The sequence below is a fragment of the Salegentibacter sp. 24 genome (assembly GCF_004362395.1).
In the GTDB taxonomy this organism is placed as follows: Bacteria; Bacteroidota; Bacteroidia; order Flavobacteriales; family Flavobacteriaceae; genus Salegentibacter.
On sequence record NZ_SNWE01000031.1, the window covers coordinates 19,000 to 35,369 of the forward strand.

At 35.3% G+C, this 16,370-nt stretch carries 15 protein-coding genes and 1 tRNA gene; 13 read left to right on the forward strand and 3 right to left on the reverse strand.

Features of this window, described 5'->3' with window-relative positions; all coding sequences use genetic code 11:
- Positions 1-200: 200 nt before the first annotated feature.
- The 10 genes from DET49_RS16695 to DET49_RS16740 all read left to right on the forward strand — a co-directional run bounded on the left by DET49_RS16695 (position 201) and on the right by DET49_RS16740 (position 12,014).
- Entirely contained in the window at positions 201-434 is a 234-nt protein-coding gene (locus DET49_RS16695; protein ID WP_034892288.1) for a hypothetical protein, read from the forward strand.
- Positions 435-739: 305 nt separating this feature from the next.
- Entirely contained in the window at positions 740-1,519 is a 780-nt protein-coding gene (locus tag DET49_RS16700; RefSeq protein ID WP_034892291.1) for a hypothetical protein, read from the forward strand.
- Positions 1,509-1,991 carry a hypothetical protein gene (locus DET49_RS16705; protein ID WP_133549781.1) on the forward strand — a complete coding sequence of 161 codons (483 nt, stop codon included), beginning with the start codon at positions 1,509-1,511 and terminating at the stop codon, positions 1,989-1,991. Before DET49_RS16700 ends, DET49_RS16705 begins: the two co-directional genes overlap by 11 nt.
- A 290-nt stretch (positions 1,992-2,281) precedes the next feature.
- Entirely contained in the window at positions 2,282-3,847 is a 1,566-nt protein-coding gene (locus tag DET49_RS16710; RefSeq protein WP_133549783.1) for a type I restriction-modification system subunit M, read from the forward strand.
- Entirely contained in the window at positions 3,831-5,060 is a 1,230-nt protein-coding gene (locus tag DET49_RS16715; protein WP_133549785.1) for a restriction endonuclease subunit S, read from the forward strand. Before DET49_RS16710 ends, DET49_RS16715 begins: the two co-directional genes overlap by 17 nt.
- Positions 5,061-5,076: 16 nt before the next feature.
- Positions 5,077-6,030, forward strand: a complete 954-nt coding sequence (locus DET49_RS16720) for an SIR2 family protein (RefSeq protein WP_166636602.1) — start codon at positions 5,077-5,079, stop codon at positions 6,028-6,030.
- Positions 6,027-7,709, forward strand: a complete 1,683-nt coding sequence (locus DET49_RS16725) for an ATP-binding protein (protein ID WP_133549789.1) — start codon at positions 6,027-6,029, stop codon at positions 7,707-7,709. The genes DET49_RS16720 and DET49_RS16725 overlap by 4 nt, the downstream gene beginning before the upstream one ends.
- A gap of 4 nt (positions 7,710-7,713) precedes the next feature.
- Entirely contained in the window at positions 7,714-8,466 is a 753-nt protein-coding gene (locus DET49_RS16730) for an abortive infection family protein (protein ID WP_208109661.1), read from the forward strand.
- Positions 8,467-8,544: 78 nt separating this feature from the next.
- Positions 8,545-8,781 carry a DUF1016 N-terminal domain-containing protein gene (locus tag DET49_RS16735; protein ID WP_243729704.1) on the forward strand — a complete coding sequence of 79 codons (237 nt, stop codon included), beginning with the start codon at positions 8,545-8,547 and terminating at the stop codon, positions 8,779-8,781.
- Positions 8,782-8,867: 86 nt separating this feature from the next.
- The gene (locus DET49_RS16740) at positions 8,868-12,014 is read left to right on the forward strand and encodes a type I restriction endonuclease subunit R (RefSeq protein WP_133549791.1); all 3,147 of its coding nucleotides are present in this window, start codon (positions 8,868-8,870) and stop codon (positions 12,012-12,014) included.
- Positions 12,015-12,108: 94 nt separating this feature from the next.
- Here the strand turns inward: DET49_RS16740 and DET49_RS16745 are convergent, their stop codons facing one another.
- A complete protein-coding gene (locus DET49_RS16745; protein ID WP_034892311.1) occupies positions 12,109-12,411 on the reverse strand; it encodes a hypothetical protein in 303 nt (100 codons plus the stop codon).
- Between the two features lie 89 nt (positions 12,412-12,500).
- On the opposite strand from DET49_RS16745, the gene DET49_RS16750 reads away from it, so the two are divergent.
- Positions 12,501-13,163 (forward strand): DUF6904 family protein, encoded by a 663-nt coding sequence (locus DET49_RS16750; RefSeq protein WP_133549793.1) that lies wholly within the window; start codon positions 12,501-12,503, stop codon positions 13,161-13,163.
- Between the two features lie 882 nt (positions 13,164-14,045).
- Here the strand turns inward: DET49_RS16750 and DET49_RS16755 are convergent.
- A tRNA-Met gene (locus tag DET49_RS16755) sits at positions 14,046-14,119 on the reverse strand.
- A gap of 182 nt (positions 14,120-14,301) precedes the next feature.
- Between DET49_RS16755 and DET49_RS16760 the strand changes: the two genes are divergently transcribed.
- Both DET49_RS16760 and DET49_RS16765 read left to right on the forward strand, forming a co-directional pair.
- Positions 14,302-14,691 carry an START-like domain-containing protein gene (locus DET49_RS16760; RefSeq protein ID WP_133549795.1) on the forward strand — a complete coding sequence of 130 codons (390 nt, stop codon included), beginning with the start codon at positions 14,302-14,304 and terminating at the stop codon, positions 14,689-14,691.
- 52 nt (positions 14,692-14,743) lie between these two features.
- Positions 14,744-15,589, forward strand: a complete 846-nt coding sequence (locus tag DET49_RS16765; protein ID WP_133549797.1) for an aminotransferase class IV — start codon at positions 14,744-14,746, stop codon at positions 15,587-15,589.
- On the opposite strand, the gene DET49_RS16770 is transcribed toward DET49_RS16765, so the two are convergent.
- Positions 15,586-16,146 carry a YqgE/AlgH family protein gene (locus DET49_RS16770; RefSeq protein WP_133549799.1) on the reverse strand — a complete coding sequence of 187 codons (561 nt, stop codon included), beginning with the start codon at positions 16,144-16,146 and terminating at the stop codon, positions 15,586-15,588. The genes DET49_RS16765 and DET49_RS16770 overlap by 4 nt on opposite strands.
- Between the last annotated feature and the right edge of the window lie 224 nt (positions 16,147-16,370).

Genomic DNA, 16,370 nt, shown 5'->3' on the forward strand with positions numbered 1-16,370 from the left:
CCGTTTTATGAGCGTGAGCATGATCACTTATCATCCCGTGGTAATATTAAAACGCCAGTTTTCCTATACGAGATTCAAAGCGTATGCTTCTATATTTTTAGAAGTAAACGCAAATATAATATCACTCAAATATATATAAAAATTTTTAAGTGCGTACGATCGTGCGCAATTATTTTTCAAAGTTCCTCTTCTTTTGTTATATGGCTGGTATAAATTTTATTATTTGTGATTTTATAAATAGGGAGTGGATAAAGCCATGGCTTGATCAGAAACGATCGCAACGTTCTTTCGCTGATAAATGTAACGTAGAAGAAGGAATCATAAGAAAAATTAGAGGAAAAGCAGAATATCGTATTCCGGTGGAAACTCTCGAAAAAATTTGTGATGGTCAAGGAATTACCCTTCATAATTTTTTCAAGAAATTGGGGAAATAATTATTCAATTTCGAAAAAATAAGCTTCACTAACTGATCTAATTGTTTTTGTAGAAATAATTCTGGTATACCTCAACTTCAAATTGAAAAGTCTATAGTTCCAACTGATTGCTTATTCTCTAACTATACTCACAACTCTTTTCTTTACGGTTTTCCGTATTCTTCTATTATTTTAAGGTTTTATATTTAGTAAAACTGGGTTTATCCTGGTATTTTTTTTAATTAAAAGGGTATTTTAGGTGGGGAGTTGTGCAACATATTTAATGAAAATTCAACTTCAATATAAAATAATTGTATTTTTGATTTGTGGAAAAAATTGGTGACATAGAAATTAGAGTCGTAGGAAAGTCTGGAAATCTTGAATTAAGTCCAGACAACTATGATATTAAGCAGATTGCATCCATTTTGCAAAATGTCGAGGATTTGTTGTATCCAAATAATAAAAAAGATAGACCGATTATTACCTATGATATAGAAGAAGGATCGGTTCGCCACATTTTTAAAACTTCTATTCAAGCGGTTATTGGATTTAGTGCTTTACTTTCTCAAGTTCAAGCGCAAAACAATATTGATTTTTTAGAATTAAAAACTGCAAGGGCCTTAGAGGAAATTCAAAAAATGTCTCGTCAAAAGAATTATGAATTTCAAATTAAGACTTCTTTAGAAAAGGACTATGAATTAAAGATTAATCCCTCCACAAAATTCTTTCGTACAGAAAATATCTGGTCGGATGCAGAATTTTATTTCTATGGTGTTTTAAAAGATGCAGGAGGAAAAAGTAAGGCTAACATACATCTAGATACAAAAGATTACGGTTACTTATCAATAGAAACTGGAGAAGAATTTTTGAAAGAAAGAGAAGAAAACCTTTTATATAAAAAATTCGGTGTTAGAGCATCTGGAAAACAGAATGTGGAAACTGGAGAAATTGACACAAAATCTTTGAAATTACTAGAATTAATAGATTACAATCCAAAATTTGATAACGATTATCTGAATACATTAATTAATAAAGCAAAAAATAATTGGAGAGGAATAAATGCAGATGATTGGTTGTTAAATATGCGGGGAGGTTATGAAGCATAGCGTTTTATTAGCCACTAGTTTTTTTATTCGATTACTAAATGACGAAGATCCCCTTCATAGAAATGCAGTAGGTTATTACAAATATTTCTTGGAGAACGATGTAACCTTGAAAATTTCAACAATTTCAGTTGCAGAATATTGCGTTTTAGGCAAATTAGAAGATTTACCCTTAAAAGACCTTCAAATTATTCCATTCAATTTAAAAGAAGGAGAAAGAACTGGCGAATTTGCCAAAATCATTTTTAGTGAAAATAAAATTGAAACTGAAAAATTAACTCCTAGGGCTATAATTCCAAACGATTCAAAGTTATTTGCGCAAGCCGATTTAGATAAAACAATATCCCATTTTGTGACGTCTGATGTGCGATCAAAAAACACTCTCGCACTATTAAAAAGAAGGGTGACTCCAAAATTTTCGATTATTTCCATTGATGTACCTCATACAGAAGCTTTCGGTATTTTAGATTTATAGTAAAAATACGTTGCACAACAAGTCGGTTCATCGCAAATAAAGACGGGTGTTGTCGAAAAAGCGTAATTTAGAAAACCAGGAAACAAAAACGGTAAGTCGGCAAATCCGCTTCCCTACTCCGCCAACTTGCGATAGTGTGCCGACCAAGCAATGACCGGCAATTCAGGCAAGAATCTGCTCAATCTTTAGAATCCTTTAACATTAGAAAGATTTTTCCTAAATTGCTGCGGCTTCTTACCCTACTTCATGAAGCTATTGAAATATTTACTTGTAAGACCCGAATTTTAATAATGGCCAAAAAGAAAACGAGCAAAGAAAAATCGATTGAGGAAAGTCTGTGGGATGCTGCCAATAAACTTCGTGGCTCCATTGAACCTTCAGAATACAAGCACGTAGTACTCGGGCTTATCTTCCTGAAATTTGCTAGTGACAAATTTGAGGTCCGCCGCGAGGAGCTTATTGCCGAAGGCAAAGAAAAGTACCTCGAGATGAAAGACTTCTACAATATGAAGAATGTCTTTTTCTTAGCTGAGACTTCCCGGTGGAATTATCTTATTAAAAATGCAAAACAGGACGATATTGCCTTGAAGATTGATACTGCCTTAAACCGGATAGAAAAGAACAATCCTTCTTTAAAAGGTGCATTGCCGGATAATTATTTTTCCCGTTTGGGACTGGATAAAAGTAAGCTGGCTTCCCTGTTGGACACCATTAATAAAATCGATACCCAAAAAGACAAATCCCAGGATATTGTGGGGCGTGTATATGAATATTTCTTATCCAAATTCGCCTTGGCGGAAGGAAAAGGAAAGGGAGAGTTTTACACGCCAAAAAGTATTGTAAACCTTATTGCCGAAATGATCGAACCCTATAAAGGGATTATTTATGACCCGGCTTGTGGCTCTGGTGGTATGTTTGTGCAGTCTATCAAGTTTATAGAAAGCCACCACGGCAGCAAACGGGAAATTTCCATTTACGGCCAGGAATACACAAATACTACTTACAAACTGGCCAAAATGAACCTGGCCATTCGGGGAATATCGGCAAACCTGGGGGATAAAGCTGCCGATACGTTTAGCAACGACCAGCATAAGGATCTGAAAGCAGATTATATTATGGCCAACCCGCCATTTAATCAAAAAGACTGGCGCGGACCACAGGAATTAATCGATGATCCTCGCTGGCAGGGCTATGAAGTGCCTCCAAAAAGTAATGCGAACTATGGTTGGATCTTAAATATGGTTTCCAAATTATCAGATGATGGGGTTGCCGGATTTATTCTGGCTAACGGATCGCTTTCGGGTGGTGGTGAGGAATATAAAATACGGAAAAAACTAGTGGAGAATAACCTGGTGGAAGCCATTATTATCCTGCCACAAAATATGTTTTATACCACGAATATAAGCGTAACTGTTTGGATCCTGAATAAAAATAAAACTGCCCATACCCGTTCCATTGGAGACGAAGTCCGCCACTACCGCAATCGGGAAGAGGAGGTGTTGTTTATGGATTTGCGGCAAATTGGAGAGCCATTTGAAAAGAAATTTATCCAGTTTAGTGGAACGCAAATTAAAGATATTGCCAGGACTTACCACGATTGGCAACAGGAAGACACGGATTATAAAGATATCCCGGAATATTGCTACAGTGCTACTAAAGCCGATATTGAAAAGAAAGATTTCTCCCTGGTGCCCAGCAAATATATCGAATTTGTAAACCGCGATGAAAATATCGATTTTGATTCCAAGATGGCAGGTTTACAGAACGAACTTACCGATTTACTACAACAGGAAGAGGATTCTAAAAAGGAATTGTTGGACGTTTTTAAAGAGCTGGGATATGCCATCAAACTATAAACCCATAGGCGATTACATCCAAAAATTAAAGGTTAGAAATTCAAAGGATATATATTCTGAACTTTTGGGTATTAATATAGATAAGTTCTTTATGCCTTCAGTAGCCAATGTTGTAGGTACTAATCTCTCCAGGTATTTAATTGTGAAACCCGGACAATTTGCCTGTAACCGAATGCACGTTGGCAGGGATTATAGAATTCCAGTCGCACTTTCAGAAAAAGAAGAACCTTTTATTGTCTCACCTGCTTATGATGTCTTTGAAATCAAGGATACTTCTATATTATTACCTGAATATTTGATGATGTGGTTCCGTCGTGCTGAATTTGATAGAAATGCCTGGTTTTACACAGATGCTGACGTAAGAGGCGGTTTAGCCTGGGATGCCTTTTGTAGTATTGAACTTCCCGTTCCTTCCATAGAAAAACAGCGGGAAATTGTAAAGGAATATAATGTGGTTAAAAACCGTATAAAATTAAATGAAGAAATAAACCAGAAGCTGGAAGAAACTGCCCAGGCCCTTTATAAACATTGGTTTGTTGATTTTGAATTTCCTAATAAAAAAGGTAAGCCTTATAAATCTTCCGGTGGGAAAATGGTTTATAATGAGGAGTTGGATAAGGAAATTCCGGAGGGGTGGAGAATCATTAAAGTAAAAGATTTTTGTACAGATATGAAATCTGGGGGAACTCCCAGTCGTAGAAATAAAAATTATTGGGAAAACGGAACAATTCCTTGGTTAAAAACAGGAGAAATAAAGAATAATATTATTCTATCAACAGAAGAATATATTTCAGAAAAAGGGTTAAAGAATAGTTCTGCAAAAATTCTTCCACAGAATTCAATTTTAATGTCCATGTATGGAGCAAATGCTGGAGAGGTTGGTTTTTTAAAGATTGAAGCTACAACTAATCAGGCTTGTTGTGCAATGGTATGCAATTCAGTCGTAGATGCATCATTTTTATATTATCATTTGGTCGTAAATCAAAATTTTAATCATTCTCAAGCAATTGGAGGAGCTCAACAAAATTTAAGTAAAGATTATATTGAAAAAATTAAGTTGATTGTTCCTTCAAATGGATTTAAAAAGATGGATTTTTTTAGGTCATTCATTGAAAAAAGGGAGAACAATACAAAACAAATTCAAATCTTCACTGAACTTCAAAAAGTAGTATTGAGTAGAATGAGTTTGGTTAAAAAAGAAATTGTTAATTAATCTACTTACTATGCATATGGACAATAAAAAGGAAGAATTATTTAAAATTATCCAGAAACAGCTTAAAAACCCACCTGTTATTATTTGGGGTTCCGGAGCTACTATTCCTTTTGGATTGCCAAGCATGTGGGCATTAAATGAGTTGCTTAAAAAGGAAATTGAAGATTTTGATGAAAACTGTGATAATTTGGAGGAAGAGTTAGGCAAGCCTAAGTATGAAGATATAATGCCAGAAATTAAAAAAGTGATATGGCAAGCTGTAGCTGATAAAGATGAACTTGTTCTTCAAGGCATAATTGAAAATTATAATGCAGAATATAAAGTAGTTGAATGCTTAGTAAATAAATTTGTTGATGTACACCCTCGTGTTCTAAATATAATAACTACCAATTACGATAGAGTTATAGAGCACATTTTAGCCTATTCTGGAGTGAACTACACCGATGGCTTTAGTGGTAAAAATTTATCAGTATTTAATGAAAATAGCTTTCCAGAAGAGAGCAGTGTAAATATTGTAAAGGTACACGGCTCACTGAATTGGTTTATGTTAGATGGTGAAATACGATATTTAGGAAAGAGTGATATTTATGCACCTCAGATAATATGCCCAGGTAAGAATAAATTTCAAGAGACTTATAATAGTCCTTATCGCGAATTAATACAAAAATCAGATTCCTATATTAACAATGCTAAGAGTTTTTTAGTTGTAGGTTTTGGTTTTAACGATGAACATTTAACGCCAAGAATAAGTAAACTTATAAAAAAAGGAGTCCCAATTGTAGTGATTACAAAAAGGATTACAGAATCTTGTTTCAAAGAGTTAGATAAAGCTGAGAAATATGTATTACTGGAAGAAACTGATACTGATAAAACGAAAATTCATTATAAGATGAATTCATCAGTAGTTAAGCAAGAAGAAATTATAGATGGAAATTATTGGAGTCTAGAAAAATTTGTGGAAATAATATGAAAGAAGAAAGTACATCAATAGGTAAAGTACAGAGTGTAGATACTGGGAATGTTACTGTATTAATTAGTGATGAGAATATCTTAAATAGCGTACAAGTAAATCAAATTATTCTTATTAGATCTACAAAAACGGGAGAGAAAATAATAGGGTTAATTTCTAAAATACTCCGAAAGGCTATATCCGATAAGATTGAAGGGGAATATGAGCCAGAACAAATAATTGAAAATGTAATTAGAGTAAATTTAGTTGGTACGCTTATAAAGAAAGTAGGTGTTGAAAAGAACATATTCAAGAGAACATTAAATACAGTACCCAGTATAGATGCAGATTGTTTTTTATTGCAGGGAAAAGAACTATCTGAATTTATGACAACAATTTCTTCGAATACTGAAAACCCTTTGAGGGTTGGAACTTACACAATATCCGAAGAGTCCCAAGCAAACTTAGATGGTAATAAGTTTTTTCAAAGACACGCTACAATTGTTGGTGGTACTGGTTCTGGAAAATCGTGGACTGTTGCAACTATATTGGAAAAGTCTACAGCATTGAAAAGCGTAAATGGAGTTTTGTTCGATTTACACGGAGAATACAAACCATTAGAAAAACTTGATAATACTCAACTTTTAAAAATTGCAGGACCATCTGATGATGGTAGAACACCAAATACTATTTTTTTACCATATTGGTTGTTGTCTTATGAGGAAATAGAGTCTTTGCTTTTAGATAGGTCAGATACAAATGCCCCAAATCAAAGTCGAAAATTATTTGATTCAATAATATCTGCTAAAAAAGCTGTTTTAGAAAATTTAGGTAAGGATGAAGTTTTAAATAACTTTACTGTTGAAAGTCCAATACCATATAATTTAAACGATGTGTTAGAGGATATAGAAAAGGAAGATACCAAAATGGTTCCAGGAGCAAGAGGAGACAAGCAAGGCCCATTATTTGGTAAGCTAACAAGATTCATCCAACGCCTCAGAAGTAAACAAACAGATAAGAGATTGAATTTTCTATTTAGTAGCGATTCTGAGCTGCAAAACTATGAATACTTTTCGCAATTGATGAAAAATCTGTTAGACTTCGGTAATAACAAAGGAATTAAAATAATAGATTTCTCAGAGGTACCATCAGATATACTACCATTAATTACAGGCTTAATTGGGCGGTTAATTTTTTCTGTTCAACAATGGATGGAAGAAGATAAGAGACATCCTGTAGCTGTATTTTGTGATGAAGCGCATTTATATATTCCATCTAATATAAAAGGAGGTTATGAGGAAAAAGGATTGCAAAGTTTTGAAAGAATAGCTAAAGAAGGAAGGAAATACGGTATTTCATTGGTTGTAATTAGTCAACGTCCGGCAGATGTAAATAAAACTGTCTTAAGCCAATGTGGAAATTTTGTCGCTATGAGATTAGCCAACCCTGAAGATCAAAATGTAATTAAAAGATTATTCCCAGATAGTTTAGGAGGTTTTGCAGATTTATTACCCATTTTAGACGTTGGAGAAGCGCTAATTGTTGGGGATGCTTCTTTGCTTCCTAGTAGAGTTTTAATTGATAAGCCTAAAATCCAGCCTAAAAGCGCAACGGTAGATTTTTGGGATGAATGGGATACAAATAAAAAATCAACTGGAATTACTGATGCAGTAGAAGCCCTGAGAAAACAGCAAAAATAAAATTTTGAAGGAAGAACTGGAACAAATAAATAAGTTAAATGAATTTCAACTCGTTGAATATTTTCAAGATGGTGTTGTAGCTCGGGCTACGGGAAGTGATTTTGACAATCAATTATATACAACAGTAAGAACCAAGCTAATTAGGAATAAAGCTCTAGAAAAAAAGTTGCCTGAATGGATTAAAACAAAAAGAACAATCGACCAGTTTTGGACTTTCATAAAGGGAAGATTTAGTACTTATCAAGAACGCAGAGAATATTTATGGGATGAATTTGCTATAGCCTTAAATTACTTAGAAAAAAAATCTACATCGCCTTTAGAAAAAAGTATTGTTTTCGATGAAACGCACATCCATTCTCAATGGCAAAAAGCTCTTGAACGTAAAGAATTAGAACCTGAGGGGGCAATAACATCGGCAAGAACATTAATCGAAAGCATATTAAAATACATTTTAGACGAACAAGAGATAAAATATAATGATGGTGCGGAATTACCCGATTTATATAAAGATGTTGCAAAATCTCTGAATTTGGCACCCGAACAACATCAGGAGCAAATATTTAAACAAATACTTGGAGGGTCAAGCGGAATTATAAGTGGACTTGGGGCATTAAGAAATAAACTCGGAGATGCACATGGTAAAAGTAGAAATAGTGTTAAGCCGTCAGAAAGACATAGTGAGTTAGCAGTAAATCTGGCTGGTGCAATGGCAATTTTCTTATTTAAAACCTATAAAGAAACTAAAGACATAAGATAAAAAAAGATAAGCCTGTAAACTTAGAGATAAGCCAAGTGATTTTTTATAGGCTTGCCTAAAGCACAAGATAAATACAACATGAATAAAAACGGCTTACATCATAACCTGCTAAAGGAGCTAAGCCAGCTTATAGAACAGGGGAAACATCAAATCGCGGTACAGGTAAATAGTACCATGACTTTGGTCTTTTGGGAAGTAGGCAAACGTATAAATGAAGAAATCCTGCAAAACGAACGGGCAGATTATGGTAAAAACATTGTGACAACAGTGTCGTCACAATTGAAAAAGCAATACGGGAATAGCTTTAACATCTAATAAAAAAACCGGAACAAAAATAAATACTGCGATGGTCGCAGCGCAGGCACGTATAGCACAGAAAAAATTACAATAAACCCGGCAGAATGAGTAAAAAGTTTACCGAAGCACAACTGGAGAGCGTTTTTGCCACGCAGCTGGAACAGGAAGGTTACGAGCATCAATTAGGAGAAACCATATCCCGAAAGGAAGATGAAGTGCTCATTGAAAGGGATCTTCGGGAATTTTTGATGGCAAAGTACCGGGAAAACGGAATCACCAAAAATGAAGTAGAATCCATTATTCTTAGGCTCAAAACCCTTCCCGCTTCAGATCTTTATGAAAGCAACAAAGAGTTTATGCAAATGCTTTCTGATGGTTTTTCGCTAAAGCGGGAGGACCGTTCCCAAAAAGATATCTGGATCTATTTAGTTGATTATTCAGCAGAGAACCGCAACACCTATAAATTCGTCAATCAGCTGGAAATTACCGGAACCCAGAAACGTATTCCTGACGGGATACTTTATATCAACGGAATTCCGGTGGTTGTTTTCGAATTCAAAACCGCCATTCAGGAAAACACCACAATTTATGACGCATATATTCAGCTGATCGTCCGTTATCAACGAGACATACCGGAACTTTTTAAGTACAACGCGTTTTGTGTGATCAGCGATGGCGTAAATACCAAAGCAGGTTCCTTTTTTGCTCCTTATGAATTCTATTATGCCTGGCGCAGGATTGCAGGGCTGGCAAAAGATGTAGATGGTATTGATAGTATGTTTACGCTTATTCAGGGAATGCTTCAGCAAGATCGCATTCGGGATATCATTAAAAATTTTATTTATCTGCCTGATAGTTCCAAAAAAGATGAAAAAATAGTTTGCCGCTATCCACAATATTACGCGGCGCGGGCATTATTTGATAATATTCAGAAAGCACAAAAACCAAATGGAAACGGAAAAGGAGGTACTTATTTTGGAGCCACCGGTTCCGGTAAAAGTTTTACCATGCTTTTTCTGACAAGGCTTTTAATGAAAAGCGACCACTTTGAAAGTCCCACTATTATTCTAATTACAGATCGAACCGATTTAGATGATCAACTTGCAGGACAGTTTACCAATGCAAAATCATTTATTGGGGATGATGCTATTTCAAGTGTGGAGAGCCGGGCAGATTTGCGTAAACGTATTCGAGGAAGAGAAAGTGGCGGGGTATTTCTCACCACCATTCATAAATTTACAGAAGACACCGAATTGCTTACCCGCAGGAGTAATGTTATTTGTATTTCTGATGAAGCACACCGAAGCCAGACGAACCTTGACCAGAAAATAAAAATTACCGATAAGGGGGTGCAAAAAACCTATGGCTTTGCGAAGTACCTTCACGATTCTTTGCCGAACGCTACTTTTGTAGGTTTTACCGGTACGCCCATTGATGCAACCTTGGATGTATTTGGCCAGGTGATAGATGAATATACAATGACGGAATCGGTAAAAGATGAGATTACCGTTCGCATTGTCTATGAAGGCAGGGCAGCCAAAGTGGCTCTTGAAAACAGTGAATTAAAGAAAATAGAAGATTATTACCGGGTAGCTGAAGAAGAAGGTGCAAATGAGTACCAGGTGGAAGAGAGCAAGAAACAATCCGCAAGTATGAACGCCATTCTGGGTGATCCAGATCGTTTACAGGCTATAGCAGAAGATTTTGTCAAGCATTATGAGAAAAGGCTGCAGGAAGGTGCTACTGTAAAAGGCAAAGCCATTTTTGTAAGTAGTAGCCGGGAAATAGCTTATGAACTTTATAAAAACATTATTGCTCTAAGACCTGAATGGGCAGAAATAAGAAAAGCGGCGGAAGGTGTTGAATTAAATGAAAAAGACAAAAAGCAACTAAAGCCTATTGAGCGTATAAAAATGATCATGACAAGGGGTAAAGACGATCCCAAAGTGCTATATGATTTATTAGGAACAAAAGAATATCGTAAGGAATTAGACCGTCAATTTAAAAATGAAAAATCAAATTTTAAAATCGCTATCGTTGTCGATATGTGGCTTACTGGTTTTGATGTTCCATTTTTAGATAGTATTTACATTGATAAGCCTATTCAGCAGCATAATCTTATTCAGACAATTTCCAGGGTGAACCGAAAGTTCCAGGGCAAAAACAAAGGTCTGGTGGTAGATTATATTGGTATCAAAAAGCAAATGAACTTAGCACTGGCCAAATATAACACAGGAGAGCAGCAAAATTTTGAGGATATTGAAAAGTCCCTGAAGATAGTCCGGGACCATTTGGATTTACTGGCTAAGATTTTCCACAAATTTGACAGTACAGATTATTTCCAGGGAAATCCTTTGAGCCAGTTGAACAATCTTAACCAGGCGGTTGAATACGTACAACAAACCAAAGAGCTGGAAACACGTTTTATGGACTTAGTGAAGCGCGTAAAAGCTGCCTATGATATTTGCGCTGGAAGTGAAAAGTTAACTCAGGAAGAACGGGATTATACTCATTTTTATTTAGCTGTAAAGTCTATAGTCTTTAAGCTTACAAAAGGGAACGCACCGGATACCGCCCAAATGAACGCCAAAGTAAGGGAAATGATCAAAAATGCCTTGGCTAGTGAAGGCGTAGAGGAGATCTTTAAAATGGGTGACCAAACCAATAGCCAGCAGGACATTTTTGATGAAGATTATCTGGCAAAGATCGATAAGATCAAACTGCCTAATACAAAAATCAAACTTTTACAGCAATTACTGGCCAGGGCCATTGATGAGATAAAGAAGGTGAACAAGGTAAAAGGAGTTGATTTTTCCAGAAAAATGGAGGGCCTGGTCTCCAGGTACAATGAACGAAAAGGAGATGTGTTACGCAGTGAAGTTTATGAAGAAATGGCGGAACAGCTTACCGATCTTATTTGGCAGGTACAAAAAGAGTTTTCGGCCGGGGAAATGCTGGGAATTGATTTTGAGGAAAAAGCTTTCTACGACATTTTAAAAGAACTATGTATAAAGTATGACTTTCAATATCCGGAAGATAAGCTTATCGAGCTTTCGAAAGCAGTAAAGGATTTGGTGGATGAACAGGCAAAATTCCCGGACTGGAGCAAAAGAAACGACATTAAATCTGCTTTAAAAGTCGGGCTTATCCTATTACTCGATGAGCACGGTTATCCCCCGGTGGAACGAGACGAGGTCTATGAAGAAATCTTTGAACAGGCTGAAAATTTTAAGAAGAATAGACCAGCCTAGAGGAATTCCTAAATTTTAAGGCCTGGCACTAACGGTGTAAATATTTAACCGCTTAAATAGTAAAAATACGTTATAAAAAGTTTTTGAATTTGTATTACTTTGGCTTTCGATAAGACCATTCAGGGAATGGTTCATAAATTTTAAGTTTTTCCATGAACCTCTCCAGGTTATTATATATGTACCCAAGATCTTCATTATCGTATAAATATTCTTCAATATCTGAATCCCAAAAAAAATCACGAAGAATCGCTATCTTTCTCAAAAATGGCATTCTTGATCCCCTTTCAAGATGTTCGAGTAAAACTAATTGACGGTGTAATTCAAGTAATTTGTCAATGACCTCTTTCCTGAATTCATCGTGAAATTGTACTTCTTTAAATGCTCCCTGCTCTTCCATAATTATTGAAAATTTGGTGATTACTAAATAAACTACATTGATTTAAATGGTGATATTTGAAAAAGAATACATAATTAGAATACTTTTTTATGCTTCAAAGTAACCCAACCAGGAAAGGGACAGGAATAGAATTATGGGGTGATTACGGTGACTTAACAAGCCTGTATGAAACGATTCACAAAATAGGAGAGCGTTTAAATGAATATAAGAAAGAAGAGAAGGGGCAATCAGATATAATAATGGGCTTTGCTTATGAGGTTCGAAAGACTTTCCAGCATTCCAGGTTGAAAGAAAATTTTGTTTTTGATTCGGAGAATAAGGTTGAATATTTAGGCTTTAGATACCTATGGACAGACTTACTTTATTTGATTTCTGTTCTTCGTTACAATGCAGGTTATGTAGTGTTGGATGCCCTGGATCAGGCGAACCTTTATATCCTCGAATTTAATTGTAAGAAAGCCTTATTTGATTATGATCCCCAGGGCGCACAAAAAATTCAAAATTTCATAGGGCAAAGAATAGATATACATAATGACCTGGTTTTTTTAGTTCTGCAGGGTATTAATATAGAATATTTCAGCAAGACACCGGGAAAAAGAAGATTTCGCGGAATACCAGATTTGTTAATTGCTTATTCCCAATTTTCGCCAGCCTATAAGATGTGGAAGTCTGATATGGAAAGTAGTGCTAAGGCTTTAAAATGTGAGGTGCACGAAATAAGTTATGATAATTACCCTGAAATAGTTTGGTAATGGAAAAAAGCAGCTCATCAGAAAGATTTGATTTTTGAAAATCTACAAACTATCTAAAGCTGCTTTTTTAAACCTTAAACCGTCGCGTAAGGAACTGCAATCCTAAGTCGCATTTAAGGCTTATATAATAAGTCTTATACCATCACCAGGGAAATACCATTGGAGGCTGAATATAAGACTTAAAATTTTAACTGCCGCTCCAAACAAAAAAGGCATCAGTGTAAAATCTTCTTTTTTGCAGGTAATTTAATCCTCGTTTAGAAAAAGGAGCGGCTTGGAGGCTTTCGCCTCCGCGCCACATAAATTTAAGCCCGCACTTAACACGGGACTTAACTGTAGATTAATATCAGATAGCGCCGTCCTTATCAGCCGAAAGTTGCCCCCGTCATCTGCCAGGTGTTGGCCACTCCTTAACCGCTATCTTCAACTTAGGATAAATATAATAATTTTACTAAATAGTTTATATATGTTTTTTAGTGGATAAGAAAAAAGAGAAGAAGATATTATTCAGCCTGCCATAATTAAAATCTTACCTTTTTGATTTTAGAAAAATGTGCTTAGAAGTAGGAGAATTTACCGTTGCATGGTGGGGGAGTGGGAAATAATGATCTTGGGTATATTCAATAACGACTATAGGTTACATCGCGAAACTGTTTGGTGGTACAAGTTTTCTCCTGGTAAACCCATAGTTATATTGAAAAAGATTGCCTTCTAAATTAGATTTTCCAGAATAAACCTAAAATTCAGTTTCAATTGCTATCAGTTGGTAATATTTCAAATGACTCCTAATGAATTATTGAAAATAGATCAAATTCTGTACTTATTCTGTACTAGGTACAAAAATAAAAAGCCTCACATCTCTGTGAAGCCTTGTTATTACTGTAGCGAGACCGAGATTTGAACTCGGGACCTCCGGGTTATGAATCCGACGCTCTAACCAACTGAGCTACCTCGCCATGATTTACTGCAAACCTACTAATGGCCTGACTTTAGGAGCATTCGTAGTGAATGTAAATGCGGCTGCAAATATAGAAAGTTTTTGTATTGGTACAAACATTATTTTCTAAAATATTTAATTTGTTTTCTTTTTATGTTTCTAATTAATATCTATATTGCCCAAAACTAATTAAATCTAGAAATGGAAGATAAGATAAGGTACGAAATGGAATTTCCCATTCATGCTTCTCCTTCATTGTTATATCAATATATATCAACACCTTCAGGATTAAGTGAATGGTATGCAGATAATGTTAATTCAAGGGGTGAATTGTTTACTTTTATTTGGGAAGGAAGCGAAGAAAAAGCCAAATTGGTAAGTAAGAAGAGTGATGAGCGTGTAAAATTTAAGTGGTTGGATGACGAGGACACTCCCTATTTTTTTGAAATAAGAATTCAGGTTGACGAGATCACAAAAGATGTATCTATAATGATTACTGATTATGCTGAAGATGAGGATGAAATTGAAGAAGGTAAAATGCTTTGGGAAAATATGATCTCTAATCTTAAACAGGTGTTGGGATCGGTTTAATATTTATAAGATAAACATTACCTTTGCCCCGTTCTAAAACGGGGCTTTTTTTATGATAAATCTGAACGGGAATTTAATAGAAGATATTCAGGCATCTCTCTCGGTTACTAACCGAGGATTTGCCTATGGAGATGCGGTTTTTGAAACCATTCGTGTAATTAGCGGGAAAATAATGTTCTGGGAAGATCACTATTTTCGACTTATGGCTTCTATGCGTATTATGCGCATGGAAATTCCCGCAAATTTTTCTCCTGAGTTCCTTGAAGAGGAGATTTTAGACCTGGTTAAAGAAAACAGTTTAGATCCCACTGCTGCCCGTGTAAAATTTACGGTTTACCGTAAAGAAGGCGGTTATTACAGTCCTGCTACTCGTGAAATCGGATTTATTATTACTGCCGAAGAACTGCCAGATGCTTTTTATTTATTGAATGACGATGAATATGAAGTAGAACTCTTTAAAGATCATTACGTAACAAGCGGTTTATTTTCTACGATAAAATCTAATAATCGTGCGATTAATGTCTTGGGAAGTATTTTTGCCTCAGAAAATGGTTATGAAAATTGTTTTTTGATTAATGAAAAGAAAAATGTGGTTGAAGCTTTAAATGGAAATTTATTTCTTGTTAAAGCAGGTAAGATAAAAACGCCCCCATTGACCGATGGAGCATTAAATGGCATAACAAGGAAGAAAATTTTGGAAATTATCAAAACGCTACCAGAATTAACTTTGGAAGAAACCTCAATTTCTCCCTTTGAACTACAAAAGGCTGATGAACTTTTTATTACTAATGTTATAAATGGAATTCAACCTGTTACCAAGTATCGCAAAAAGAAGTATGAAAATAAAGTGGCTAAGGAATTACTTTCTAAATTAAATGTCAAAGCTCGGCTGGGTTAATTGTAGCTGGGATTTTCAGGTGCATTTGACCATAAGAGGTACTCTCCGCCAAGTTGCATCATTTTATCCTTCCAGAAAGAGCGATAAGGACGTTCAATTATATCTTTAGGGCTTTCGTTGGTAGTAACGATCCAGGAATGTGAATTTAGTTCTTCTTCTAACTGATTGGCGTCCCAACCTGAGTAACCTAAAAAGAACCTTATTTCTTTTTCGCTAATTAATTTTTGATTAATTAGCTCGGTAACTACATCAAAATTACCACCCCAATAGATTCCATTTGCAATTTCTACGCTTTGTGGTATAAGATCTGGTATTTTATGGATAAAGTAAAGATTGTCCTGTTCCACCGGTCCGCCATTATAAATTTTGAAATTTGCGGAAAGGTGGGGAACGAGATCCTTTAATGTAAAGTCCAATACTTTATTTAGTATAAAGCCCACAGAACCCGCTTCAGAATGATCGGCAAGCAGTACCACAGAGCGATTAAATGCTACATCTCCAATTATGGAAGGTTCTGCTACCAATAGATGGCCTTTGGTTGGTTTTAAAGCGATCATTTTAGCCTTGTTTTTATCTAAGCTACCATTAATTTAAAAAAAATCAAATAAAACACTAAAGTATTTTTAATTAAAAAAGAGGCTGTCTGAAAAGGCAGCCTTTTTTGTTGGATTTTTTTGAGGTTTTTATTATTTTCATGTAATGAAAGCTAAAGTTGTATTTAAGACCTATAACCAGTCGCAGTTAAGTCTTTTACCTCCCAGTTATGATGATTTGGTACCTT